Source organism: Citrobacter sp. RHB35-C21 (genome assembly GCF_013816515.1).
Lineage (GTDB): Bacteria > Pseudomonadota > Gammaproteobacteria > Enterobacterales > Enterobacteriaceae > Citrobacter > Citrobacter braakii.
The window spans coordinates 3,667,334-3,691,799 of record NZ_CP057147.1; the positions used below are offsets into that span (position 1 = coordinate 3,667,334).

The 24,466-nt window shown below is 52.1% G+C and carries 26 protein-coding genes; 19 read left to right on the forward strand and 7 right to left on the reverse strand.

Translation table 11 applies throughout. From position 1 onward, the window contains the following. The first annotated feature begins 95 nt into the window (after window positions 1-95). The 9 genes from rsfS to lipA all read left to right on the forward strand — a co-directional run bounded on the left by rsfS (window position 96) and on the right by lipA (window position 8,685). Window positions 96-413 (forward strand): ribosome silencing factor, encoded by a 318-nt coding sequence (gene rsfS / locus HVZ39_RS17955; protein ID WP_003022728.1) that lies wholly within the window; start codon window positions 96-98, stop codon window positions 411-413. Window positions 414-416: 3 nt separating this feature from the next. Further along, window positions 417-884 (forward strand): 23S rRNA (pseudouridine(1915)-N(3))-methyltransferase RlmH, encoded by a 468-nt coding sequence (gene rlmH / locus HVZ39_RS17960; protein ID WP_003022725.1) that lies wholly within the window; start codon window positions 417-419, stop codon window positions 882-884. 30 nt (window positions 885-914) lie between these two features. Continuing rightward, a complete protein-coding gene (gene mrdA, locus HVZ39_RS17965; protein ID WP_016152233.1) occupies window positions 915-2,816 on the forward strand; it encodes a peptidoglycan DD-transpeptidase MrdA in 1,902 nt (633 codons plus the stop codon). Window positions 2,817-2,818: 2 nt separating this feature from the next. Next, complete coding sequence (gene mrdB, locus HVZ39_RS17970) at window positions 2,819-3,931, forward strand: peptidoglycan glycosyltransferase MrdB (protein ID WP_006685529.1); 1,113 nt, start codon at window positions 2,819-2,821, stop codon at window positions 3,929-3,931. Window positions 3,932-3,941: 10 nt separating this feature from the next. After that, window positions 3,942-5,051 carry an endolytic peptidoglycan transglycosylase RlpA gene (gene rlpA, locus HVZ39_RS17975; RefSeq protein ID WP_181632786.1) on the forward strand — a complete coding sequence of 370 codons (1,110 nt, stop codon included), beginning with the start codon at window positions 3,942-3,944 and terminating at the stop codon, window positions 5,049-5,051. Between the two features lie 142 nt (window positions 5,052-5,193). Continuing rightward, the gene (dacA, locus tag HVZ39_RS17980) at window positions 5,194-6,405 is read left to right on the forward strand and encodes a D-alanyl-D-alanine carboxypeptidase DacA (RefSeq protein ID WP_003022711.1); all 1,212 of its coding nucleotides are present in this window, start codon (window positions 5,194-5,196) and stop codon (window positions 6,403-6,405) included. A 106-nt stretch (window positions 6,406-6,511) separates the two neighbouring features. After that, window positions 6,512-6,775 (forward strand): DUF493 family protein YbeD, encoded by a 264-nt coding sequence (ybeD, locus tag HVZ39_RS17985; RefSeq protein ID WP_003022706.1) that lies wholly within the window; start codon window positions 6,512-6,514, stop codon window positions 6,773-6,775. A 96-nt stretch (window positions 6,776-6,871) separates the two neighbouring features. Then, complete coding sequence (gene lipB, locus HVZ39_RS17990; protein ID WP_181598463.1) at window positions 6,872-7,513, forward strand: lipoyl(octanoyl) transferase LipB; 642 nt, start codon at window positions 6,872-6,874, stop codon at window positions 7,511-7,513. A gap of 206 nt (window positions 7,514-7,719) precedes the next feature. After that, window positions 7,720-8,685: a lipoyl synthase gene (gene lipA / locus HVZ39_RS17995; protein ID WP_003022702.1), complete on the forward strand. Its 966-nt coding sequence runs from the start codon at window positions 7,720-7,722 to the stop codon at window positions 8,683-8,685. 76 nt (window positions 8,686-8,761) lie between these two features. Here lipA and tatE read toward each other — a convergent pair whose 3' ends face one another. Next, window positions 8,762-8,965: a twin-arginine translocase subunit TatE gene (tatE, locus tag HVZ39_RS18000; protein ID WP_016152230.1), complete on the reverse strand. Its 204-nt coding sequence runs from the start codon at window positions 8,963-8,965 to the stop codon at window positions 8,762-8,764. A gap of 128 nt (window positions 8,966-9,093) precedes the next feature. Next, window positions 9,094-9,882, reverse strand: a complete 789-nt coding sequence (locus tag HVZ39_RS18005) for a deaminated glutathione amidase (RefSeq protein WP_019076256.1) — start codon at window positions 9,880-9,882, stop codon at window positions 9,094-9,096. A gap of 90 nt (window positions 9,883-9,972) precedes the next feature. Here HVZ39_RS18005 and crcB point away from each other — a divergent pair, with 90 nt between their 5' ends. Beyond that, window positions 9,973-10,356, forward strand: coding sequence for a fluoride efflux transporter CrcB (gene crcB / locus HVZ39_RS18010; protein WP_003831281.1), 384 nt, complete (start codon window positions 9,973-9,975; stop codon window positions 10,354-10,356). 51 nt (window positions 10,357-10,407) lie between these two features. On the opposite strand, the gene cspE is transcribed toward crcB, so the two are convergent. Together cspE and pagP are read right to left on the reverse strand one after the other, a co-directional pair. Then, on the reverse strand, window positions 10,408-10,617 hold the full coding sequence (gene cspE / locus HVZ39_RS18015; protein ID WP_000034825.1) for a transcription antiterminator/RNA stability regulator CspE: 210 nt from the start codon (window positions 10,615-10,617) through the stop codon (window positions 10,408-10,410). A 189-nt stretch (window positions 10,618-10,806) separates the two neighbouring features. Continuing rightward, window positions 10,807-11,370: a lipid IV(A) palmitoyltransferase PagP gene (pagP, locus tag HVZ39_RS18020; protein ID WP_101699806.1), complete on the reverse strand. Its 564-nt coding sequence runs from the start codon at window positions 11,368-11,370 to the stop codon at window positions 10,807-10,809. Window positions 11,371-11,821: 451 nt separating this feature from the next. Here pagP and dcuC point away from each other — a divergent pair, with 451 nt between their 5' ends. Next, window positions 11,822-13,204, forward strand: coding sequence for an anaerobic C4-dicarboxylate transporter DcuC (gene dcuC, locus HVZ39_RS18025; RefSeq protein WP_016152227.1), 1,383 nt, complete (start codon window positions 11,822-11,824; stop codon window positions 13,202-13,204). 149 nt (window positions 13,205-13,353) lie between these two features. On the opposite strand, the gene dpiA is transcribed toward dcuC, so the two are convergent. Together dpiA and dpiB are read right to left on the reverse strand one after the other, a co-directional pair. Beyond that, window positions 13,354-14,034, reverse strand: coding sequence for a two-component response regulator DpiA (gene dpiA, locus HVZ39_RS18030; RefSeq protein WP_016152226.1), 681 nt, complete (start codon window positions 14,032-14,034; stop codon window positions 13,354-13,356). Then, window positions 14,003-15,664 carry a sensor histidine kinase DpiB gene (gene dpiB, locus HVZ39_RS18035; protein WP_046274583.1) on the reverse strand — a complete coding sequence of 554 codons (1,662 nt, stop codon included), beginning with the start codon at window positions 15,662-15,664 and terminating at the stop codon, window positions 14,003-14,005. Before dpiB ends, dpiA begins: the two co-directional genes overlap by 32 nt. A 389-nt stretch (window positions 15,665-16,053) precedes the next feature. Between dpiB and citC the strand changes: the two genes are divergently transcribed. The 8 genes from citC to rna all read left to right on the forward strand — a co-directional run bounded on the left by citC (window position 16,054) and on the right by rna (window position 23,708). Then, window positions 16,054-17,130, forward strand: a complete 1,077-nt coding sequence (gene citC / locus HVZ39_RS18040; RefSeq protein WP_016152224.1) for a [citrate (pro-3S)-lyase] ligase — start codon at window positions 16,054-16,056, stop codon at window positions 17,128-17,130. Beyond that, window positions 17,127-17,423: a citrate lyase acyl carrier protein gene (citD, locus tag HVZ39_RS18045; RefSeq protein ID WP_003831276.1), complete on the forward strand. Its 297-nt coding sequence runs from the start codon at window positions 17,127-17,129 to the stop codon at window positions 17,421-17,423. Before citC ends, citD begins: the two co-directional genes overlap by 4 nt. Beyond that, window positions 17,420-18,328, forward strand: a complete 909-nt coding sequence (locus HVZ39_RS18050) for an aldolase/citrate lyase family protein (protein ID WP_046274582.1) — start codon at window positions 17,420-17,422, stop codon at window positions 18,326-18,328. Before citD ends, HVZ39_RS18050 begins: the two co-directional genes overlap by 4 nt. Window positions 18,329-18,337: 9 nt before the next feature. Then, entirely contained in the window at window positions 18,338-19,870 is a 1,533-nt protein-coding gene (citF, locus tag HVZ39_RS18055) for a citrate lyase subunit alpha (protein ID WP_047359500.1), read from the forward strand. Between the two features lie 3 nt (window positions 19,871-19,873). After that, the gene (gene citX / locus HVZ39_RS18060) at window positions 19,874-20,428 is read left to right on the forward strand and encodes a citrate lyase holo-[acyl-carrier protein] synthase (protein ID WP_181632787.1); all 555 of its coding nucleotides are present in this window, start codon (window positions 19,874-19,876) and stop codon (window positions 20,426-20,428) included. Then, window positions 20,397-21,302: a triphosphoribosyl-dephospho-CoA synthase CitG gene (citG, locus tag HVZ39_RS18065; RefSeq protein ID WP_016152220.1), complete on the forward strand. Its 906-nt coding sequence runs from the start codon at window positions 20,397-20,399 to the stop codon at window positions 21,300-21,302. The genes citX and citG overlap by 32 nt, the downstream gene beginning before the upstream one ends. A gap of 25 nt (window positions 21,303-21,327) precedes the next feature. After that, complete coding sequence (gene citT / locus HVZ39_RS18070) at window positions 21,328-22,791, forward strand: citrate/succinate antiporter CitT (protein WP_016152219.1); 1,464 nt, start codon at window positions 21,328-21,330, stop codon at window positions 22,789-22,791. A 110-nt stretch (window positions 22,792-22,901) separates the two neighbouring features. Beyond that, window positions 22,902-23,708 carry a ribonuclease I gene (gene rna, locus HVZ39_RS18075; RefSeq protein ID WP_181632788.1) on the forward strand — a complete coding sequence of 269 codons (807 nt, stop codon included), beginning with the start codon at window positions 22,902-22,904 and terminating at the stop codon, window positions 23,706-23,708. Between the two features lie 41 nt (window positions 23,709-23,749). Here rna and HVZ39_RS18080 read toward each other — a convergent pair whose 3' ends face one another. After that, the gene (locus HVZ39_RS18080) at window positions 23,750-24,373 is read right to left on the reverse strand and encodes a flavin reductase family protein (protein WP_131380900.1); all 624 of its coding nucleotides are present in this window, start codon (window positions 24,371-24,373) and stop codon (window positions 23,750-23,752) included. Window positions 24,374-24,466: the final 93 nt, after the last annotated feature.

The window sequence follows — 24,466 nt, forward strand, 5'->3', positions numbered from 1 at the left end:
CTTCACAAGCGCATTCGGAGACATTTGTCCCGATATCGCCTCTGGTTCAGGTATACTAACAGACGTTTTTAACTCTTTTCACCCAGGGGGAACACTTGCAGGGTAAAGCACTCCAGGATTTTGTAATCGACAAAATTGATGACCTGAAAGGTCAAGACATCATCGCCTTAGACGTTCAGGGCAAATCCAGCATCACTGATTGCATGATTATCTGCACCGGTACATCCAGCCGTCACGTTATGTCTATTGCAGACCACGTGGTTCAGGAGTCCCGCACTGCTGGCCTGCTGCCGCTCGGCGTGGAAGGCGAGAATGTCGCTGACTGGATCGTCGTTGACCTCGGCGATGTGATTGTCCACGTGATGCAGGAAGAGAGTCGTCGCCTGTATGAACTGGAAAAACTCTGGAGTTAATGCGTGAAGCTGCAACTTGTCGCTGTGGGTACGAAAATGCCTGACTGGGTACAAACCGGATTTACCGAGTATCTCCGTCGGTTTCCGAAAGATATGCCCTTTGAGCTGATCGAAATCCCGGCAGGAAAGCGCGGCAAGAACGCGGACATTAAACGCATTCTCGACAAAGAGGGTGAGCAGATGCTGGCTGCCGCAGGCAAAAACCGCATCGTCACCCTTGATATCCCAGGTAAACCCTGGGACACGCCGCAACTGGCGACCGAACTGGAGCGCTGGAAACTGGACGGTCGTGACGTCAGTCTGTTAATTGGCGGGCCGGAAGGTCTCTCTCCTGCCTGTAAAGCGGCAGCGGAACAAAGCTGGTCACTCTCTGCATTAACCCTTCCGCACCCTCTTGTTCGGGTTCTGGTTGCGGAGAGTCTGTACAGGGCGTGGAGCATTACCACCAACCATCCTTATCACCGTGAGTGATCATTGATTCTTGAGTAGATTAAGCAGCGGATGAAACTACAGAATTCTTTTCGCGACTATTCGGCTGAGTCCGCGCTGTTTGTGCGCCGGGCGCTGGTCGCTTTTTTGGGGATTTTGCTGCTAACCGGCGTGCTGATCGCCAACCTTTATAATCTGCAAATCGTTCGCTTCACTGATTATCAGACCCGTTCGAACGAAAACCGCATCAAACTGGTGCCTATCGCGCCGAGTCGCGGCATCATTTATGACCGCAACGGAATTCCTCTCGCCCTTAACCGCACCATTTATCAGATAGAAATGATGCCGGAAAAGGTAGACAACATTCAGGATACCCTCGACGCGCTGCGTAACGTCGTAGACCTGACGGACGACGATATTGCTGCCTTTAAAAAAGAGCGCGCCCGTTCACACCGTTTCACCTCAATTCCGGTAAAAACCAACCTGACTGAAGTTCAGGTCGCACGCTTTGCCGTGAATCAATATCGCTTTCCTGGGGTCGAAGTTAAAGGCTATAAACGCCGCTATTACCCATACGGCTCTGCGCTGACCCACGTAATTGGCTACGTATCGAAGATCAACGATAAAGACGTAGACCGCCTGGACAAAGACGGCAAACTGGCTAACTACGCGGCAACGCATGACATCGGCAAGCTGGGTATTGAACGCTATTATGAGGACGTGCTTCACGGCCAGACCGGGTATGAAGAAGTAGAAGTGAACAACCGCGGCCGCGTCATTCGCCAACTGAAAGAAGTGGCGCCGCAGGCCGGGCACGATATCTATCTCACCCTTGATTTGAAACTCCAGCAGTATATTGAAACGCTGCTGGCGGGCAGCCGTGCCGCCGTGGTGGTTACCGACCCGCGTACCGGTGGCGTTCTGGCGCTGGTATCTATGCCGAGCTATGACCCGAATCTGTTCGTGGATGGTATCTCCAGTAAAGATTACTCCGGGTTGCTCAATGACCCGAACACCCCCTTGGTTAACCGCGCCACACAGGGTGTTTACCCCCCTGCTTCGACGGTTAAACCTTACGTTGCGGTTTCTGCGTTAAGCGCAGGCGTTATCACCCGCAATACCGGCCTGTTCGATCCGGGCTGGTGGCAGCTACCGGGCTCTGAAAAACGTTACCGCGACTGGAAAAAGTGGGGGCACGGCCATCTGAATATCACCCGCTCTCTGGAAGAGTCCGCGGATACGTTTTTCTATCAAATCGCCTATGATATGGGGATTGACCGGCTTTCCGAGTGGATGAGCAAATTTGGCTACGGCAAATATACGGGCATCGATCTTGCCGAAGAGCGCTCCGGCAATATGCCAACCCGCGAGTGGAAGCAAAAACGGTTTAAAAAGCCATGGTATCAGGGTGATACCATTCCCGTCGGCATCGGCCAGGGTTACTGGACAGCAACCCCAATCCAGATGAGTAAAGCGCTGATGATCCTTATCAACGACGGTTTGATAAAAGTCCCGCATCTGCTGATGAGCACGGCAGAAAACGGCAAGCAGGTGCCGTGGGTACAGCCGCACGAACCGCCCGTTGGCGATATTCATTCTGGTTACTGGGAAATCGCGAAAGACGGTATGTACGGTGTTGCGAACCGCCCTAACGGAACTGCGCATAAGTATTTTGCTGGCGCGCCTTACAAAATTGCGGCGAAATCCGGTACCGCGCAGGTCTTTGGCCTGAAAGCTAATGAAACCTATAACGCACATAAGATCGCCGAGCGTTTACGTGACCACAAGCTGATGACGGCCTTCGCCCCCTATGATAAACCCCAGGTCGCTGTCGCCATGATCCTTGAAAACGGTGGTGCGGGTCCGGCGGTGGGTACCATTATGCGCCAGATCCTTGACCATATTATGTTGGGCGACAACAACACCAATCTGCCTGCGGAAAACCCAGCGGTTGCAGCAGCGGAGGACCAATAATCGTGACGGATAATCCGAACAAAAAAACATTCTGGGACAAAATCCACATCGATCCCACAATGTTGCTTATTTTGCTGGCTCTGCTGGTTTACAGCTCACTGGTCATCTGGAGCGCCAGCGGCCAGGATATTGGCATGATGGAGCGCAAAGTCGGCCAGATCGCAATGGGCCTGGTCATCATGGTAGTGATGGCGCAAATTCCCCCCCGGGTGTATGAGGGCTGGGCGCCCTATCTCTATATCTTTTGCATCATTCTGTTGGTGGCGGTAGATGCCTTCGGCGCCATTTCCAAAGGTGCGCAGCGCTGGCTGGATTTGGGTATCGTGCGTTTTCAGCCTTCTGAAATTGCCAAAATCGCCGTGCCGCTGATGGTTGCGCGCTTTATTAACCGTGACGTTTGCCCACCATCGCTAAAAAATACCGCCATTGCGCTGGTGCTGATTTTTATGCCCACGCTGCTGGTCGCCGCCCAACCTGACCTCGGCACTTCAATTCTGGTCGCCCTTTCCGGTCTGTTTGTCTTGTTCCTTTCTGGTTTGAGCTGGCGCTTAATCGGCGTTGCGGTGGTTTTGGTCGCGGCGTTTATCCCGATACTGTGGTTCTTCCTGATGCATGATTACCAGCGTCAGCGCGTCATGATGCTGCTCGACCCGGAAACCGATCCGCTGGGCGCGGGTTATCACATAATTCAGTCTAAAATTGCTATTGGCTCCGGCGGGTTACGCGGCAAAGGCTGGCTGCATGGTACACAATCGCAGCTTGAGTTTTTACCCGAACGCCACACCGACTTTATCTTTGCTGTCTTAGCGGAAGAGCTGGGTCTGGTGGGGATCTTGATTCTGTTGACGCTCTACATTTTGCTGATTATGCGCGGATTATGGATCGCTGCCCGCGCGCAAACCACCTTTGGTCGCGTCATGGCGGGTGGCTTAATGTTGATATTATTCGTTTATGTCTTCGTAAATATTGGTATGGTGAGCGGTATTCTGCCCGTGGTTGGGGTTCCACTCCCACTGGTCAGTTACGGAGGCTCGGCACTTATCGTGCTGATGGCCGGGTTCGGGATTGTTATGTCGATCCACACCCATAGAAAAATGTTGTCGAAAAGCGTGTAAGGGGTACGCAATGCGTAAGCAGTGGCTTGGTATCTGCATCGCAGCAGGAATGCTCGCGGCGTGTTCGAGTGATGATGGTCAGCAACAGGTTGCTGTCGCGCCGCAGCCTGCGGTGTGTAATGGTCCGATTGTTGAAATCAGCGGGGCCGATCCGCGCTTTGAACCCCTGAACCCAACGGCGAATCAGGACTACCAGCGTGATGGTAAAAGCTACAAAATCGTGCAGGATCCCTCCCGCTTTAGCCAGGCCGGACTTGCCGCTATCTATGATGCGGAACCAGGAAGCAACTTAACCGCGTCTGGCGAAGCGTTCGACCCGATGCAGCTGACCGCTGCGCATCCGACGCTGCCTGTCCCCAGCTATGCCAGAATTACCAATCTGGCGAACGGCAGGATGATCGTCGTGCGCATTAACGATCGCGGGCCTTATGGTAACGATCGCGTGATTTCACTTTCACGCGCCGCAGCCGATCGTCTGAACACCTCCAACAACACTAAAGTGCGTATCGACCCAATCATCGTCGCCCAGGATGGTTCATTGTCCGGACCGGGTATGGCTTGTACCACGGTCGCGAAACAAACTTATGCCTTGCCTGCGCGTCCTGATTTAAGCGGTGGCGGCAATATGGGAAGCATGCCTTCGCCATCGGATGCAGGTCAGCCGCAAGGCGATATTCGTCAGATCAGCAATTCCACGCTGAAAAGCGATGATCCAACCGGTGCGCCAGTAAACAGCAGTGGATTCCTCGGTGCGCCAACCACGCTCGCATCAGGCGTGCTGGAAAGCAGCGAGCCGACTCCGGTGCCGCAATCGACAACCACCGCACCGGTCACGTCAACCGCGCCGGCAACAACACCAGCAGCCGTCACAGCCCCTGCGCCTGCGGCAACTGCCAACGGACGCTATGTGGTTCAGGTTGGCGCAGTCAGCGAGCAGTCGCGCGCGCAGCAGTATCAAAAGCGTTTAAGCCAGCAGTTTGGCGTTCCTGGCCGGGTGGTACAAAACGGCGCAGTCTGGCGTATCCAGATGGGGCCGTTTGCCAGCAAAGCTGAAGCCTCCACATTGCAGCAGCGTCTTCAATCCGAGGCGCAATTACAGTCCTTCATCACCGGCGTGTAATAACGTAAATCAGGTATCTGAACTGTCAGTTTCTGTAAATGACATTAACAAAGTCACGCGGAAAGTCAGATGCCTGCCAGTTATGCATTTGCTATAGTAGGGCACTTTTTTTAATTTCATCACGGACGTCGTAGTTCAGACCATGAAGACCACTTTTTCCGCTCGTTTCGTGCAGCGTATGGCGCTCACCGCGGCTCTCTGCGCAGCCTCTCTCTCTGCTGCCCATGCCGATGACCTGAATATTAAAACCATGATCCCGGGTGTTCCGCAGATCGATGCGGAGTCGTATATCCTGATTGATTACAATTCAGGTAAAGTTCTGGCAGAACAGAACGCTGACACTCGCCGCGACCCCGCCAGCCTGACCAAAATGATGACCAGCTACGTCATCGGCCAGGCGATGAAAGCCGGGAAATTCAAAGAAACCGATCTGGTCACCGTCGGCAATGACGCATGGGCTACGGGCAACCCGGTCTTCAAAGGTTCATCGCTGATGTTCCTCAAGCCAGGCATGCAGGTTCCTGTTTCTCAGCTGATCCGTGGAATTAACCTGCAATCCGGAAACGACGCGTGCGTGGCGATGGCAGACTTCGCAGCCGGTAGCCAGGATGCTTTCGTCGGCCTGATGAACAGCTATGTGAATGCGCTGGGCCTGAAAAACACCCACTTCCAGACCGTTCATGGTCTCGATGCTGACGGTCAGTACAGCTCGGCTCGCGACATGGCGATGATTGGTCAGGCTCTGATTCGCGACGTGCCTAACGAATACTCTATCTATAAAGAAAAAGAGTTCACCTTTAACGGCATTCGTCAGTTAAACCGCAACGGCCTGCTGTGGGATAACAGCCTGAATGTCGACGGTATCAAAACCGGTCACACCGATAAGGCTGGCTATAACCTCGTTGCATCCGCAACCGAAGGCCAGATGCGTCTGATCTCCGCCGTTATGGGTGGTCGCACCTATAAAGGCCGAGAAACCGAAAGTAAAAAACTGCTGACCTGGGGCTTCCGTTTCTTCGAAACCGTGAACCCGTTGAAAGTGGGTAAAGAATTTGCCTCAGAACCTGCCTGGTTTGGTAACACCGATCGTGCGTCGTTAGGCGTTGATAAAGACGTCTACCTGACCATTCCGCGCGGCCGCATGAAAGACCTGAAAGCCAGCTATGTGTTGAACACCACTGAACTGCACGCCCCGCTGCAGAAAAACCAGGTTGTCGGCACTATCAACTTCCAGTTGGATGGCAAAACCATTGAACAGCGTCCACTGGTGGTGCTGCAGGAAATCCCTGAAGGCAACTTCTTTGGGAAAATCATTGATTACATTAAATTAATGTTCCATCACTGGTTTGGCTAAAAATCGAACACTTGAAAGTGTGATTTACGTCCCCATATACTAGGTATCCAGATAACTCCCACGCGCAGTGGGAGTTATTATTTTTTGATGTAACGCCGGATCTGACATGAAAACCAAACTTAACGAACTGCTTGAATTCCCTACTCCATTTACTTACAAAGTAATGGGGCAGGCGTTGCCTGAGCTGGTTGATCAGGTGGTTGAAGTGGTACAGCGCCATGCGCCAGGTGATTACTCTCCGACGGTAAAACCGAGCAGCAAAGGCAACTACCACTCGGTCTCAATCACCATCACTGCTACACACATTGAGCAGGTTGAAACGCTGTACGAAGAATTAGGCAATATCGATATCGTACGCATGGTGCTGTAAAAACCTGTCGGTTACCCGCTGCATCCCCGCTCGGGTAACCCCTCCCCCCTGTGATATACTTTTCCCCTCTTTAACATTCTCTACGGAGATGCCGTTTTGTATCAGGATAAAATTCTGGTCCGCCAGCTCGGTCTTCAACCTTACGAGCCAGTCTCTCTGGCCATGCATGAATTTACCGATACCCGTGATGAAAACAGTCATGATGAAATCTGGCTGGTAGAGCATTATCCTGTCTTCACCCAGGGTCAGGCAGGTAAAGCTGAGCACGTATTGATGCCGGGAGATATTCCGGTGATCCAGAGCGATCGTGGCGGTCAGGTGACCTACCACGGGCCAGGCCAACAGGTCATGTATGTGCTGTTGAACCTGAAGCGTCGTAAACTTGGCGTTCGCGAACTGGTTACGTTGCTGGAGCAAACCGTCGTGAATACCCTTGCGGAAATCGGCATTGACGCCCACCCGCGAGCCGATGCGCCTGGCGTATACGTGGGTGAGAAGAAAATCTGCTCTTTGGGATTACGTATCCGTAGAGGATGTTCATTTCACGGCTTAGCGCTCAACGTGGATATGGACTTGTCGCCTTTCCTGCGTATCAATCCTTGTGGTTATGCCGGGATGGAGATGGCGAAAGTATCGCAGTGGGATAGCACAGCCACGACCGAGAGCATTCGCCCCCGCCTGCTGGCCAACATTCTCGCGCTGTTGGGTAACCCACCGCACGAGTACATCGCGGACTGAAAATACGGTCATACTTTGCCACGGCATATGTTGTGGCAAATGGCACAAAACAACAACTATTTTACATTTTGCCAGCCTGTCAGGCTGCTTTCTGGCCCGTTTCAATGATATACTGCGTATCACTAATTCAAAAATAGTTGATAAATGCAACATTCCCTTGAATTGAAACGCTTTCCTTCGTAATTCGCAACTGGAACACGCAAGCTATGAGTAAACCCATTGTGATGGAACGCGGTGTTAAATACCGCGATGCCGATAAGATGGCTCTTATCCCGGTAAAAAATGTGGCAACAGAGCGTGAAGCCCTGCTGCGTAAACCGGAATGGATGAAAATAAAACTGCCAGCGGACTCCACTCGCATCCAGGGCATCAAAGCGGCAATGCGCAAAAATGGCCTGCACTCTGTCTGCGAAGAAGCTTCCTGCCCTAACCTGGCTGAATGTTTCAATCACGGAACAGCAACCTTTATGATCCTCGGCGCAATCTGTACTCGCCGTTGCCCATTCTGTGACGTTGCCCATGGCCGTCCGGTTGCTCCTGACGCCAACGAGCCGTTAAAACTGGCTCAGACGATTGCGGACATGGCGCTGCGCTATGTCGTGATTACCTCCGTTGACCGCGACGATCTGCGTGACGGCGGCGCTCAGCACTTTGCTGACTGCATCACCGCGATTCGTGAGAAAAGCCCGTCGATTAAAATCGAAACGCTGGTGCCTGACTTCCGTGGCCGTATGGATCGCGCGCTGGATATCCTCACAGCCACGCCGCCGGACGTGTTTAACCACAACCTCGAAAACGTACCGCGTATTTATCGTAATGTACGCCCTGGGGCTGACTACAACTGGTCGCTGAAGCTTCTGGAACGCTTCAAGGAAGCGCACCCGGAGATTCCGACCAAATCGGGTCTGATGGTGGGTCTGGGTGAAACTAATGCTGAAATCATTGAGGTCATGCGCGACCTGCGCAGCCATGGCGTGACCATGCTGACGCTGGGGCAGTATTTACAGCCAAGCCGCCATCACCTCCCGGTTCAACGCTATGTAAGCCCGGATGAGTTCGATGAGATGAAAGCAGAAGCCATGGCTATGGGCTTTACCCACGCTGCTTGCGGTCCATTCGTGCGCTCTTCATACCATGCTGACATGCAGGCCAAAGGGCTGGAAGTGAAGTAATCGTGTAATACTCACTTACATATCAGCAATAAAAAACCGGCAAATCGCCGGTTTTTTTCATGCAGAGTTTGCAGTATTACTCTTTATGAGAAAGCTTCTCAGCCTGAACACTACCATCAGCCTCTTTCTTGGCATCGGCATTATCGTCGTTCATTGCTTTCTTGAAGCCCTTGATTGCCGTCCCCAGGTCTCCACCCAGAGTACGTAACTTCTTGGTACCAAACAGCAGAACAACCAGTGCGGCAACCACCAGCAGTTTGGTAATACTAATCTCACCCATAGATACCTTCTTGACTTAAACCAGGCTACATAAAGCGCCATATTAACCTGAGAATATTAACGGCCTTTCGACGCGCGCACACAATAGCAATCTGTAACAAGGTGAATCAAGCCTTGTTTAAAAAAACGTCATAATAATTGCGGTGGCGCAAAGCGTCGGTTACTTAACACCGGAAGTTGTGCCCTGACCTGCCTGACCCGCTCGGCGGAAACCTCGGCCATAATGAGCGCGGGCGTTTCAGCCGCCGCCGCAATAGTCACGCCAAAGGGATCGATGACCCGGCTTTGGCCGATATTCTTGTTGCCGCATTCTCCAGCCGCAACCAGATAACACGTGGCATCCAGCGCTCTTGCCGCCAAAAGCGTGGCCCAATGATGCTCTTTTAAAGATCCCCGCACCCAAGCCGCAGGTAAAACGAGAATCTCAGCCCCCTGCAACGCGTGCGCCAGCGCCAGCTCAGGGAAGCGCAGGTCATAGCAGGTCATTAGCCCTACTTTTAATCCGCCTACGTCCAGCAGCGGCGCTATGGCGTCCCCTGCATCGACATTACGTGATTCCTGAATCGAAAAGGCGTCATAGAGATGTAATTTAGCGTAATGGGCCACTACCCGACCAGCCCGTAGCGCCACCAGCATGTTAAATGCCCGGCCTGGCACAGAGGGAACATGAATCGTCAGGATTGTCGTCATCTCATTTTGTGCGCTTTCTCGCAACAAACGCGTCAGAAACCCACCTTCCAAAAGCTGAGCTGATTTCACTGACAGGTCAGGGTCTAAATCGTCACGCGCCAGCAATGCCTCCGGTAATACCAGTAGCGACGCCCCCTCTCCTGCAGCCTGAGACATCAGTAAGGCGCAGGTTTCTGCATTTTTTTCCCATGAAGGTCCCACGGCAAATTGCCCTGCTGCAACGAACATATTCCCTCCAGAAAACTTTGTTAAGCTCGCCAACAACAATTATTCAGCGTTACACTCACCCTCTATACAATCAAATAGCAGGATTACGCAGTGTTACAACTCCTTTTAGCGGTTTTTATTGGTGGTGGCACAGGTAGCGTAGCAAGATGGATGTTGAGTATGCGGTTTAACCCGCTGCATCAGGCCATTCCATTCGGTACGTTGGCTGCAAACTTACTTGGCGCATTTATCATTGGTATGGGTCTGGCATGGTTTAATCGCATGACAAATATTGATCCAATGTGGAAGGTGCTGATTACTACTGGCTTTTGCGGGGGACTGACAACGTTTTCCACTTTCTCTGCTGAGGTAGTGTTTTTACTGCAGGAAGGACGCTTTGGTTGGGCTATGGTGAATGTACTGGTTAATCTGTTGGGATCATTCGCGATGACCGCCCTGGCATTCTGGTTGGTATCTGCTTCTCCCGCACATTGAAGCGAAAAAAACCCGCAATTAAGCGGGTTTTGAATGCTTGCTGTCGTATGCTTACAGAGCGATTACGTTTGCAGCAGAAGGGCCTTTGGCACCGTTAGTGATTTCGAACTCTACACGCTGACCTTCAGCCAGAGTTTTAAAACCATTGGTCTGGATTGCAGAGAAGTGTACGAACACATCTTTGCTGCCATCTTCCGGAGTAATGAAACCGAATCCTTTGGACTCATTAAACCACTTAACGTTACCTTTAATCTTAGACATCAAAATTACCTTTACATGAAAAATAGACACAAATGCTGTGTCGGGTATCAGTACAACAATTGTGGTGCACTTTGTCCAGTCGAACTTTATCAAAAAGTGATAAATGTCGCGTTATTTTTCAGTTAAACTTCCTATCACTATGTTTTTAAAAGACTTTCCAATAAACTACCTGACAATACAGGTAGTCCATCAAAACTGGAACCGCATCCACGCAAAGTAGACGTTGCCGTTGTTATACGTTCCAGGAATGTAGGTCATCTGAAACGTTGCCGGGCCATAACCAATTGATGCCAGCGGTAACAGCACCGGTACCGGAATGTAGTTCCAGTTATCACGCGCGGTGAAACCGGCGGTAAAGCCGAGACCTGTATGGAAGTTTTCATCAGCCAGCGGTCGCCAGGTTTTTTCCCAGCCATAGCCGCCAATGGGTTCCCATTTATTGTAGGAATCCTTAAACGCCATGATATAAAGTCCGTGCCAGTTACCTTTATCATCCCAACGGGATTGACCAAATCCTGCACCCCACGGCCGTTCATTGTAGCGATCCGTTTTTTCTTTATCGTAGGCAAAACGCGCATGCCAGGTAATAGCAGGTACATACAGATCATAATGTTCCGGCTGCTGCCAGGTTTCACTAACATTATCTTTAAAAGTAGCAAACCAGCCTTTATCTTCAGCAGCCGCCAGGGAAGTGAAAGCTAACTGAATAAAAATAAATGAAAAAATGAGAAAATATCGTTTAGCGAAAATCACAACTTAATTACCATCCTGGGATTTAATATTAATTTTAGCAAACCCAACCTTAATGTCAGCTTAACAAAAATGCGCAAATAAAAAATCAGAATATTCCTCAGCCTATAACCTATCCCTTTATTTACTGAGCCATTTCATAGGAACTATTTTCTCTTTATTGCCAATAAATTGTGCTTTCCTGCGGCGAGAGTTAAATAACATCACAATAAATTAACAATAAAGCATCAATATCACCACAAAACACACACACCAACGCTGCGCTTCACAGTTTTTTATTGTGATATTCTTTTTTTAATCGCGATGCTGAAAAAACGGCTTAGCCATCGCTTGAATCCGTATTTTTATTGATTTCAATCAGCAAGAGTTATCGGTTTATTAGGCACATTCTGTCACCACTTTTTACTTTTTTTAGTTTTTTAACTTTCTGGGCAGCAATGCGACAGGGGAAACAATGTTGACATTTATTGAACTCCTTATTGGGGTTGTGGTTATTGTGGGTGTAGCGCGCTACATCATTAAAGGTTATTCCGCGACAGGCGTACTGTTTGTCGGCGGTCTGGTTTTGCTGATTATCAGTGCGTTGATGGGCCATAAAGTTTTGCCGTCTAGCGCAGCAACAACGGGCTATACGGCAACAGACATTGTTGAATATATTAAAATTTTGCTGATGAGCCGTGGCGGCGATCTCGGCATGATGATTATGATGCTGTGTGGTTTTGCCGCCTACATGACGCATATTGGCGCGAATGATATGGTGGTTAAGCTGGCCTCTAAGCCGCTGCAGTATATCAATTCACCTTATCTGCTTATGATTGCCGCCTATTTTGTCGCCTGCCTGATGTCCCTGGCGGTCTCTTCAGCAACCGGTCTGGGCGTATTGCTGATGGCGACATTGTTCCCGGTCATGGTTAACGTTGGGATTAGCCGTGGCGCCGCAGCGGCCATTTGCGCCTCCCCAGCCGCTATTATTCTTTCGCCAACATCCGGTGATGTAGTGCTGGCTGCAAAAGCCGCGGAAATGCCGCTGATCGATTTCGCGTTTAAAACCACGCTGCCAATTTCCATTGCCGCCATCATTGCTATGGCGATTGCCCACTTTTTCTGGCAGCGTTATCTGGATAAAAAAGAGAACATTTCTCATGAAATGTTAGATGTGGCTGAAATTACCACTACCGCCCCGTCGTTTTACGCCATCTTGCCATTTACCCCGATCGTTGGCGTCCTGATTTTCGATGGAAAATGGGGCCCACAGCTGCATATCATTACGATTCTGGTGCTGTGCATGCTCATCGCTGCTGTACTGGAGTTCGTACGAGGATTCAACACCCAGAAGGTTTTCTCGGGTCTGGAAGTCGCCTACCGTGGTATGGCGGATGCCTTTGCTAACGTGGTGATGCTGTTAGTCGCGGCGGGCGTTTTTGCCCAGGGTCTGAGCACAATCGGCTTTATTCAGAGTCTGATTTCTATCGCCACCTCGTTTGGCTCCGCGAGCATTATTCTGATGCTGGTACTGGTGATCCTGACTATGCTGGCGGCAATGACCACGGGGTCCGGTAACGCACCGTTCTATGCCTTCGTTGAGATGATCCCGAAACTGGCGCACTCTTCTGGCATTAACCCGGCTTACCTTGCTATCCCGATGCTGCAGGCATCAAACCTTGGACGCACAATCTCTCCGGTCTCCGGTGTGGTTGTCGCTGTCGCAGGGATGGCAAAGATCTCTCCGTTCGAAGTAGTGAAACGTACCTCGGTTCCGGTACTGGTTGGACTGCTGGTTGTGATTATCGCAACTGAAGTGATGGTGCCGGCGACGTCCGCCCTGATTGGCGGTTAACGATAACTGTCAGCATCTGACCTTGATACGCAAAATCATTTAAGCTGCCTCAAAGCGGCAAGTGAAGACATCCCCAGTACCATAGATAATTATGTGCCTGGGGTTTCTTCACGCAGCCCACAAAGAGGCAGCTTCAAGGATGACGTGAATTAGCCGCCGTGATAAATACGCTGCGGCCTCCCCACCTTACCGTGAATAATCTCCGCAATAATCAAATGACGGCTGGCACAGTACTCCAGGTAGCGCCTGGAGGTGGTACGGCTGATAGTGAGCGCCTGGGCGATCGTTTCCGCAGTATGATGTACCGTCGGATCGGCAAATAATTTCAACACCGCATTCAGCGTTAACGCATCAATTCCGGTCGGCAAATCGCCTTTCGGTTCGCCGCGCGCATAAGCATTAAACATTTCATCAATCTGCTTTTGACTGGCGCTGTCATTACCGGCCAACATGCGTCTGCGCTGTTGATAACGCGTCAGTGTCTGCCCCAGGCGCTCGTAGGCAATGGGTTTGACCAGATAATCAAACGCGCCGCTGCGCACGGCCTCGGAGACCGTTTCCATGTCGCTGGCCGCCGTGGTAAACACCACGCCGCCCGGATAACGCGTCTGGGTTAGCTCATGCAACAACGTAATTCCCTTGCCGTCCGGCAAGTAGTTATCGAGCAGAATCAAACCGGGCTTAAAACGCTCAATCATCATCCTCGCTTGCGCAAGATTACCCGCCAGCCAAATCTGGCTGAAGCCGGGTATATGGCGGATATATTCAGCATGCATTTCCGCCAGTAGCGTTTCATCCTCAACGATCAATAGCGTTAATGGTTCCGTCATTATTTTTTTTCACTTTCGGAAGAAATAAAGAAAATAAGGTGCCGCAGGGGGAGTTATCTTCGAGTGTAATCACCCCGTTACAGCGCCTCACATAACTTGCAATCAGATACAAACCGATGCCATGTTCACCTGGTTCATCGGTACGGGTGCTCACACCCTGTTCAAATATTTTTTCACGCAATGCTTCCGGTACACCGCATCCCTGATCGGCAACTTCGATGATCACGTCATCCCCTTCATCACTCAAATAGAGTTCGACGATCTTGTTGCCTTGCTGGGTGCGCAAGCTCGCTTCAAATGCATTATCAAGCAGATTGCCAACAATTGCTGCAAACTCTGTGCTATCCAGCCCCTCGGGGAGTTGATGCAGTTGACTGCCAGGAACGATAGTCATAGTGAGGCCCAGTTCACGCGCACGCTGCACCTTGCCAAACAACAGACCGGCTACCTGACGATCGGCAAACGCGCCGCGCAGGCTGTCAATCAGTTGCTGTTGCGCCTGCGACTCCCCCTGCACCATTGCCAGCACCCGGTCATACTCTTTCATTTGCAGCAGGCCATTAATGGTCGACATCCAGTTAAGGTGTTCATGACGCAGCGTTCTCAGGCTCTCTACATACTGTTTGATCTGCGTTAATTGCGCATTAAGAGTAGCAATTTCATCTTTACTACGAAAACTGATGATTGCCCCAAGCAGTTCATCGCCGGAGCGAATCGCCTCACGGTTAGCGATAACGCTCAGGCCATTAAAGTTCACCATCGCGTCCTGTCGTTTTTCCGCAATCTGCTGGGTGAAAAAGTCAGTCGGCTGAACCACCTCACTAACCGGTTTTCCAAGCCACTTTCGTCCAGGCGAAGACAGCCCCAGCATTTTCCTCGCGCTGCGGTTTATGGCGGTGATATACCCATCAGGGTCCACGGCGATCAAACCTTCATATACCGAGCTGAATAGCGCTTCCTGCTGACGCACTACCCGCGCGATTTGCTTAGGCTCCATCCCCAACATCTGCCGGCGAATATGGGCGGCAAATAACCAGGAGAGCAGCATAAGTACCAGCAACAGCAGGATAAACACCCCTGCCATTGGGAGTAAAAAGTCCGATCGCCAGCTATCGATTTTACTGATCAGATAGCCAATTGAGACCACGCCAATGATTTTGCCATCGTCATCAAAGATGGGCGTTTTGGCGCGCATCGCCATCCCAATCGACCCTTTGCCGGTAATAAAGTAACTTTCCCCTCTTTCCAGCGCGCCGGGTTTGGTGAACTGCATCGGGTAGCCAATTTTTTCCGGATTTGGGTGGTAAAGGCGGACAGAGTTGGTATCCCCGATCACCACATAGTCGAAGTCAGTCCCGCTCTGCAGTTTGTCGGCAATGGTCGCCAGACGCTTGTAATCACGATGCTTCACCGCCGCGATGATACTGTCGTTAGAGGCGATGATTTTGGCCTGGTTCATCGCCATATCGCGGACATGCGTTGCCAGATAATCTTCAAAACTGGCGGTAAAGTATTGTGCTAACGCGGCGATAATAAAAACAGAAACGACCAAAATAAGCAGAAAGATACGCAATGGAAACGCCAGACTGCGAAAAAAAGGAAACCGTGTTTTATTTTTCTGCTCTGCCATATTTCTTCCTCAGCGACGTTACCCGAAACTTATTTCTCATTGTAGTTGTAATAAAAATGTTTTATTTGCAAGTCGCGGTATAAAACAGGATCGTTGCAGATTCCCCACCTTAAATCAATTAAACAAATTAAAACCACACGCTATTTCGGAGTTAAATTAATTAAAAAACTTAAAACCATAAAACACATTAAAACCTTCTAACTTATTGTGAAATAAATCAAAAATTACCTCCAAAATACTCCTTACGATGTATGCAGCAGGGAAAAAAAGAAATACTCCGTAATAAAAAAACATTCCCTTCAATTGCAAACAAGAAGTTATCAGGTTGCTAAACAGAGCAACAAAAACAGAAACCCAGTAACAAATATAGCATCGGGGCTCTATTCACTATGTTCGGTAATAATATATTCACGCAAGTTAAACGCTCAGAAAATAAAAAGATGGCGGCTATCGCGCAATTTCTGAAAGAGAATGATTTGAGCGTTGATACAACTGTCGAAGTATTTATCACCGTCACCCGTGATGACCGCCTGATTGCCTGCGGCGGCATTGCCGGCAATATCATAAAGTGCGTCGCCATCTGCGAATCCGTAAGGGGTGAAGGCTTAGCGCTGACACTGGCGACCGAGTTAATCAACCTCGCCTATGAGCGCCACTGTACGCACCTCTTCATCTATACCAAAACCGAGTACGAGTCGCTGTTTAAGCAGTGCGGTTTTTCTACGCTGACCAGCGTTCCCGGCATTATGGTGCTGATGGAAAACAGCACCACACGTCTGAAACGCTACGCTGAATCACTGGCGAAACAGCGCCATGAAGGGAAAAAAATTGGTTGTATCGTCATGAATGCCAACCCCTTCACCAACGGACATCGTTTTCTGATCCAACAAGCAGCCGCGCAATGTGACTGGCTGCATCTGTTTTTGGTGAAAGAAGATACCTCGCGTTTTCCGTATGAAGACCGACTGGATCTGGTGCTTAAAGGGACAAAAGACATTCCACGTTTAACCGTTCATCGCGGTTCGGAATACATCATTTCCCGCGCCACGTTCCCGTGCTACTTCATCAAAGAGCAGAGCGTTATTAACCACTGCTATACCGAAATAGACCTGAAAATCTTCCGCCAGTATCTGGCCCCGGCTCTCGGCGTCACGCACCGCTTCGTCGGTACCGAGCCGTATTGCACCGTCACCTCCCAGTACAACAACGATATGCGCTACTGGCTGGAGACCCCAACGCTTCCCGCCCCACCGATTGAACTGGTGGAAATTGAGCGGCTGTGCTTCCAGGAGATGCCGATTTCTGCCTCCTGGGTGCGCAAGCTGCTGGTTAAAAAAGATCTCACGGCTATCGCATCCCTGGTCCCTGACGCCACGCTGCACTATCTGCAAAGCATGGTTGAGCGGGCCTCATCGGGTGCGGCAGTCCGCCAAAATACCCCCGCATTAGCAACAGGTGAAAAATGAAAATAAACCAGGCAGCCGTCGCAGGCACACTCGAGTCCGGTGATGTGATGATTCGCATCGCCCCACTCGATTCGCAGGATATTGACCTGCAGGTTAACAGTAGCGTCGAAAAGCAGTTCGGTGATGCCATCCGGGCCACCATTCTGGACGTTCTGTCCCGCTACAACGTACGCGGCGTGCAATTAAATGTTGATGATAAAGGCGCACTGGACTGCATTTTACGTGCGCGACTGGAAGCACTACTGGCCCGCGCTGGCGGTATTCCTGCACTGCCATGGGAGGATTGCCAGTGATTAGTGAATCTTTGCAGCAACGTAAACCCCGTACCCGCCGCAGCATGCTGTTCGTACCGGGCGCCAATGCCGCCATGGTCAGCAACTCGTTCATCTATCCGGCAGATGCGCTGATGTTCGACCTGGAAGACTCCGTCGCGCTGCGCGAGAAAGATACTGCTCGCCGTATGGTGTACCACGCGCTGCAGCATCCTCTGTATCACGACGTTGAAACTATCGTGCGCGTAAACGCCCTCGACTCCGAATGGGGCATTAACGATCTCGAAGCCGTGGTACGCGGCGGCGCTGACATCGTGCGTTTACCGAAGACCGATACCGCGCAGGACGTCATCGACATCGAAAGCGAAATCCTGCGTATCGAGAAAGCCTGTGGCCGTGAGCCCGGCAGTACCGGTCTGTTAGCCGCCATCGAATCACCGTTAGGCATTACCCGCGCGGTAGAAATTGCCCACGCCTCCGAGCGCCTGATCGGTATTGCACTGGGTGCGGAAGATTATGTGCGTAACCTGCGTACTGAGCGCTCTGCGGAAGGGACTGAACTGCTGTTTGCCCGCTGCTCTATTTTGCAGGCGGCACGCTCTGCCGGCATTCAGGCGTTCGACACCGTTTATTCCGATGCCAACAACGAAGCGGGTTTCCTGCATGAAGCCGCACACATCAAGCAACTGGGTTTTGACGGTAAGTCGCTCATCAACCCGCGCCAGATCGAGCTCCTGCACAACCTGTATGCCCCGACACGCAAAGAGCTGGCTCACGCGCGCCTGGTCGTGGAAGCCGCTGAAGCCGCCGCTCGCGAAGGCCGTGGCGTAGTTTCCCTGAACGGCAAAATGGTCGACAGCCCGGTTATCGAGCGCGCCCTTCTGGTTATCTCCCGTGCAGAACTTTCCGGCATTCGCGAAGAATAAGGCAAAAAAATGACGCAGAAAATCGAACAGTCTCAACGCCAGGATCGCGTGGCGGCCTGGAGCCGTCATGCAGAAAGTGAGCTTTCCGCTTATCAGAGCACCGCAAAAGTAGAATTACAGGCGCAAAAACCGCGCGACAAAAAGCTGTGCGCTAACCTGGAAGACGCCATTCGTCGTTCAGGTTTACAGGATGGCATGACCATCTCTTTCCACCACGCTTTTCGCGGTGGCGATCTGACGATTAACCTGGTGATGGACGCCATCGCCAGAATGGGCTTTAAAAATCTGACGCTGGCTTCCAGCTCCCTGAGCGACTGCCATGCTCCGCTGGTTGAGCACATCCGTCAGGGCGTGGTCAGCCGTATTTACACCTCCGGGCTGCGTGGCCCGCTGGCGGAAGAGATCTCCCGTGGCCTGCTGGCCGAGCCTGTGCAGGTCCACTCCCATGGCGGCCGTGTACACCTGGTGCAAAGTGGCGAACTCAGCATTGATGTGGCATTCCTCGGCGTACCGTCCTGTGACCAGTTTGGTAACGCTAACGGCTATACCGGTAAAGCGTGCTGTGGTTCACTGGGCTATGCCCGCGTCGATGCCGAAAATGCAAAACAGGTTGTCCTGCTGACTGAACAGCTGCTGACCTATCCACATAACCCGGCCAGCATTACGCAGGATCAAGTGGATCTGATTGTACAGATCGATCAGGTCGGCGATGCGGACAAAATCGGTGCTGATGCGACACGCATGACCACCAACCCGCGTGAACTGTTAATCGCCCGTAGCGCGGCAGACGTCATTGCTAACTCCGGTTACTTCAATGAAGGCTTCTCACTGCAGACAGGAACCGGCGGCGCTTCTCTGGCCGTTACTCGTTTCCTGGAAGACAAGATGCGCAGCCGCGATATCCGTGCTGACTTCGCGCTGGGCGGCATCACCGCTACCATCGTTGACCTGCACGAAAAAGGCCTGATTCGCAAACTGCTGGACGTACAGAGCTTTGACCGTAACGCGGCTGAGTCGCTGGCCCGCAATCCAAACCACATTGAGATCAGTGCCAACCAGTATGCCAACTGGGGCTCAAAAGGCGCCTCCGTCGATCGTCTGGACGTCGTGGTGCTGAGTGCGCTGGAAGTTGATACCAGCTTCAACGTTAACGTACTGACCGGTTCTGACGGCGTACTGCGCGGCGCATCCGGCGGTCACTGCGATACTGCGGTTGCCGCTGCGCTTTCCATCATTGTCGCTCCGCTGGTTCGCGGACGCATCCCGACGCTGGTTGATAACGTCCTGACCTGCGTAACCCCAGGCTCCAGCGTAGACATCCTGGTCACTGACCACGGTATCGCCGTTAACCCTGCGCGTCCGGAACTGGCTGAACGTCTGAAAGAAGCCGGTATGAAAGTGGTGTCCATTGAATGGCTGCGCGAACGTGCACAGCAGCTCACCGGTCAGCCACGCGCTATCGAATTCACCGACCGCGTGATTGCCGTTGTGCGTTACCGCGATGGCTCGGTGATTGACGTTGTGCATCAGGTGAAGGAATAAGCCATGCGCCTGCTCCCTGAACACGCCACCCAACACGCGGTTTCGATTCCCGAGCTGCTCGCCAGCCGGGATGAGAGACAAGCAAGGCAACATGCCTGGCTGACGCGTCATCACGCGCCACTGGTCTCATTTACCGTGGTCGCACCGGGTCCGATTAAAGACAGCGCATTAACCCGTTGCATCTTTAATCACGGCGTAGCCGCCCTGCTCGCGCTGGCGGAAAAATCCACCTGGATTATCAGGGAGCAAACGGCGCTGGTTTCTGCCAGCGGTCCGGAAGGTCTTTTGGCTATTGAGGCCCCGGCCCACGATCTCAAGCTCGCCACGATTGAACTTGAGCATTCACATCCGCTGGGACGGCTATGGGACATCGATGTCCTGACCCCTGAAGGGGAAATTCTGTCCCGGCGTCATTTCGCACTCCCTGCCCGCCGCTGTCTGCTGTGCAAGCAAAGCGCTGCCGAATGTGCGCGGGGTAAAACCCACGCGCTTTCCGACTTACTCTCTCAGATGGAGGCTCTGCTGCATGATGCCGATTCCCGCAACATCAACCAATAACGCAGTCCTTCCTCTGGATCTGCCTGACGCTTACGCAACGCTTGCGTGGCGGGCCATGTTGACTGAAGTCAACCTGTCGCCCAAACCGGGTCTGGTGGATCGTATTAACAACGGCGCACATAAAGATATGGCGCTGGAAGATTTTCATCGCAGCGCTGAGGCAATTCAGGCCTGGCTGCCGCGTTTTATTGAATATGGGGCGTTTAGCGCACAGCTGTCGCCTGAAGATGTGTTGAAAGGACTGCGCCCACTGGGTATGGCCTGCGAAGCCGATATGTTTCGCGCCACCGAGGGGGTAAACACCCATAAAGGGAGCATCTTTTCACTGGGGCTGCTGTGTGCCGCCATTGGCCGCCTGCACCAGCTCCAACTGACTGTTACCGCTGAAACCCTTTGCTCTACGGCAGCAACATTTTGCCGTGGCCTGACCGAGCGCGAACTGCGCCAGAACAATCAACAACTCACGGCTGGCCAACGTCTTTATCAGCAACTGGGATTAACCGGCGCACGGGGCGAAGCCGAAGCGGGATACCCGCTAGTCATCCAGCATGCCCTGCCGCACTACCGCGCACTGCTGACTCAGGGCCGCGATCCTGAACTGGCGCTACTCGACACGTTATTGCTGCTGATGTCTATCAATGGCGACACCAACGTGGCTTCACGTGGCGGCGCAGAAGGTCTGCGCTGGCTACAGCAGCAGGCCACAACTCTATTGCAGCAAGGGGGGATTCGCACCCCTGCCGATCTCGAATACCTGCGCCAGTTCGACCAACAGTGCATTGAACGCAACCTCAGCCCAGGAGGCTGCGCCGATCTGCTGATCGTCACCTGGTTCTTAGCTCAGATTTCACAAGTTCATCATTATCACAATTAAAGATCCTTTCCGGAGAATCACACACATGTCTTTAGCAAAAGATAAAATATGGAAATTACTGGCCCCATTGGTCGTAATGGGCGTCATGTTTCTTATCCCTGTCCCTGATGGAATGCCCCCGCAAGCCTGGCACTATTTTGCCGTTTTCGTGGCAATGATTGTCGGGATGATCCTGGAGCCAATCCCGGCAACAGCGATAAGCTTTATCGCCGTAACGATCTGCGTCATCGGCAGCAACTATCTGCTGTTTGATGCTTCAGAGCTAGCCGACCCGGCGTTTAAAGCGGGTAAGCAAGCGCTGAAATGGGGTCTGGCAGGCTTCTCCAGCACTACCGTGTGGTTGGTGTTTGGCGCGTTTATCTTCGCGCTGGGCTATGAAGTCACCGGTCTGGGTCGTCGTATCGCGCTGTTCCTGGTAAAATTCATGGGTAAGCGCACCCTGACGCTGGGCTACGCGATTGTCATCATCGACATTCTGCTGGCGCCGTTTACACCGTCCAACACCGCGCGTACCGGTGGTACCGTATTCCCGGTTATCAAAAACCTGCCGCCGCTGTTTAAATCATTCCCGAACGATCCGTCCGCGCGCCGTATCGGTGGATATCTGATGTGGATGATGGTAATCAGTACCAGCCTGAGCTCCTCTATGTTCGTTACTGGCGCTGCACCTAACGTGCTGGGTCTGGAATTCGTCAATAAAATTGCCGGTATTCAAATCAGCTGGTTGCAATGGTTCCTCAGCTTCCTGCCGGTTGGTATTATTTTGCTGATCGTTGCTCCGTGGCTGTCCTATGTTCTTTACAAGCCAGAAGTTACTCACAGTGCTGAAGTTGCCGCGTGGGCTGGTGATGAACTGAAAACCATGGGTAAACTGACGCGTAAAGAGCTGACCCTGATCGGTCTGGTTCTGCTCAGCCTGGGTCTGTGGGTCTTTGGCGGTAAACTGATTGATGCGACCGCTGTGGGTCTGCTGGCAGTCTCGCTGATGCTGGCGCTGCACGTTGTCCCGTGGAAAGACATCACCCGTTATAACAGCGCATGGAACACCCTGGTTAACCTCGCCACGCTGGTCGTTATGGCGAATGGTTTAACCCGTTCAGGCTTCATCGACTGGTTCGCCAACACGATGAGCTCGCACCTGGAAGGCTTCTCGCCTAACGCGACCGTGATCGTTCTGGTGCTGGTGTTCTATTTTGCTCACTACCTGTTTGCCAGCCTTTCCGCACACACCGCCACCATGCTGCCGGTTATTCTGGCCGTCGGCAAAGGCATCCCGGGCGTTCCGATGGAACACCTGTGTATCCTGCTGGTACTGTCCATCGGTATCATGGGCTGTCTGACTCCGTATGCAACTGGCCCTGGCGTTATTATCTACGGCTGCGGTTATGTGAAGTCCAAAGACTACTGGCGTCTGGGTGCTATCTTCGGCGTTATCTACATCTCTATGCTTCTGCTGGTCGGCTGGCCGATTCTGGCAATGTGGAGCTAATCATTCGGGTTCCCGCCTGATGAAAATGATGCCAGTCAGCTAAACCTGACTGGCATTTTTTATGATTAAATAGATGATATTCAGAATTGATATAAGTATCCGAAATCATCATGACATCAAGATGGCGTTATTCTTCGCTGCTGGCAGCACTTCTGCTCCCAGTTTCTGTAGCTCAGGCCGACGAACTTCAGGCAAAACAGTACGCTGATTTTGACAGCTACGTGCTGGCCCTCTCCTGGCAAACCGGATTTTGTCAGAGCCAACACGAGAGATATCGTCAAGAGCCCGACGAATGTCGTCTGCAAAAAGATAGCGCGGACAAAGCAGATTTCCTGACCGTTCACGGTTTATGGCCCAGCCTGCCAAAATCCATCGCCGCCCGTGGAGTAGACAACCGCCGCTGGATGCGCTTTGGCTGCGCGACTCGCCCTATTCCCAACCTGCCTGAAGCGCGCGCCAGCCGTAAATGCGCGGCTCCCGAAACGGGCCTGTCGCTGGAAAGCGCGGCAAAACTCAGTGCCGTAATGCCCGGTGCCGGCGGGAGATCGTGTCTGGAACGTTACGAATATGCCAAGCATGGCGCCTGTTTCGGTTTTGATCCCGACGCATACTTCGGCACGATGGTACGGATGAATAATGAGGTTAAGAACAGCGAGGCTGGCAAATTCCTCGCGGAAAACTACGGCAAAACCGTCAGCCGCAGCGCATTTGACGCCGCCGTCGCTAAAAGCTGGGGCAGAGAGAACGTTAAAGCCGTGAAGCTAAGCTGCCACGGCAATCCGGCCTATCTCACAGAAATCCAGTTGTCCCTGAAAGCCGACACCATTAACCAGACGTTATCCGCACAGTCATTCTTACCGCAACCGCATCCGGGTAACTGCGGTAAAAAGTTTATTATCGACAAAGTGGGATACTGAAAATAACGACCGGCGCGGCAAGCTGGCGTCGGTCCATATGGTTAGCGTTTTGAACGGGCATCCGGGCGAATTAAATCAAAGCGGTGTGTTTCACTGATCGAATAATACGCCGTTGGCCCGCCCGCACGCAGTACCGGTTTTGCTTTCGCCGTCTGGTAGATGCCGCCTTCCAGTAGCGTTTCATCAATATGGATACCCACCACTTCTCCCAGCACCAGCCAGGTTTCAACAGGCGAACCATCAGCGGTGGTCAGTTGCAGACTTTGCGATAAGCGACACTCAAAATTGACCGGGCTTTGCGCCACGCGCGGCACGCTGACTATCCGACTATCTACTTTGCTAAGCCCGGCGGCAAAAAACTCATCCTCGCCGTGAGGCAAGCTGGCTGACGTTTCGTTCATCGCGCTGGCCAGCTCAAGAGTCGTCAGATTCCAGACAAACTCACCGGTGTCGATAATATTCTGCACGCTATCTTTCCAGCCGCTACTGGCGAAACCGATAATCGGCGGATGATAATTAAAGCAGTTAAAGAAACTGTACGGTGCAAGGTTATGCCGACCGTCGCTGTCGCGGGAGGCAATCCAGCCAATAGGGCGCGGTCCAATGATGGCATTCAGCGGGTCATGCGGTAAGCCGTGTCCTTGTGATGGTTGATAGAAATACATAGCGTTCTCTGTTGAAGTTAACATCAGCGCAGCACAAATTATGCTTCGCTCATCTCCCTGGAAAAAGAAGATCAGCGTAGAACAATCCGCTAA

Coding starts and splice junctions, on each gene's coding strand:
- dacA (WP_003022711.1), top strand. CDS start 5,194: ATGAAGACCACTTTTTCCGCTCGTTTCGTGCAGCGTATGGCGCTCACC.
- citG (WP_016152220.1), top strand. CDS start 20,397: ATGATGCCGATTCCCGCAACATCAACCAATAACGCAGTCCTTCCTCTG.
- citT (WP_016152219.1), top strand. CDS start 21,328: ATGTCTTTAGCAAAAGATAAAATATGGAAATTACTGGCCCCATTGGTC.
- cspE (WP_000034825.1), bottom strand. CDS start 10,617: ATGTCTAAGATTAAAGGTAACGTTAAGTGGTTTAATGAGTCCAAAGGA.
- rna (WP_181632788.1), top strand. CDS start 22,902: ATGACATCAAGATGGCGTTATTCTTCGCTGCTGGCAGCACTTCTGCTC.
- rlpA (WP_181632786.1), top strand. CDS start 3,942: ATGCGTAAGCAGTGGCTTGGTATCTGCATCGCAGCAGGAATGCTCGCG.
- citX (WP_181632787.1), top strand. CDS start 19,874: ATGCGCCTGCTCCCTGAACACGCCACCCAACACGCGGTTTCGATTCCC.
- dpiA (WP_016152226.1), bottom strand. CDS start 14,034: ATGACGGAACCATTAACGCTATTGATCGTTGAGGATGAAACGCTACTG.
- ybeD (WP_003022706.1), top strand. CDS start 6,512: ATGAAAACCAAACTTAACGAACTGCTTGAATTCCCTACTCCATTTACT.
- dpiB (WP_046274583.1), bottom strand. CDS start 15,664: ATGGCAGAGCAGAAAAATAAAACACGGTTTCCTTTTTTTCGCAGTCTG.
- tatE (WP_016152230.1), bottom strand. CDS start 8,965: ATGGGTGAGATTAGTATTACCAAACTGCTGGTGGTTGCCGCACTGGTT.
- citD (WP_003831276.1), top strand. CDS start 17,127: ATGAAAATAAACCAGGCAGCCGTCGCAGGCACACTCGAGTCCGGTGAT.
- dcuC (WP_016152227.1), top strand. CDS start 11,822: ATGTTGACATTTATTGAACTCCTTATTGGGGTTGTGGTTATTGTGGGT.
- citF (WP_047359500.1), top strand. CDS start 18,338: ATGACGCAGAAAATCGAACAGTCTCAACGCCAGGATCGCGTGGCGGCC.
- HVZ39_RS18080 (WP_131380900.1), bottom strand. CDS start 24,373: ATGTATTTCTATCAACCATCACAAGGACACGGCTTACCGCATGACCCG.
- HVZ39_RS18005 (WP_019076256.1), bottom strand. CDS start 9,882: ATGTTCGTTGCAGCAGGGCAATTTGCCGTGGGACCTTCATGGGAAAAA.
- citC (WP_016152224.1), top strand. CDS start 16,054: ATGTTCGGTAATAATATATTCACGCAAGTTAAACGCTCAGAAAATAAA.
- lipA (WP_003022702.1), top strand. CDS start 7,720: ATGAGTAAACCCATTGTGATGGAACGCGGTGTTAAATACCGCGATGCC.
- mrdA (WP_016152233.1), top strand. CDS start 915: ATGAAACTACAGAATTCTTTTCGCGACTATTCGGCTGAGTCCGCGCTG.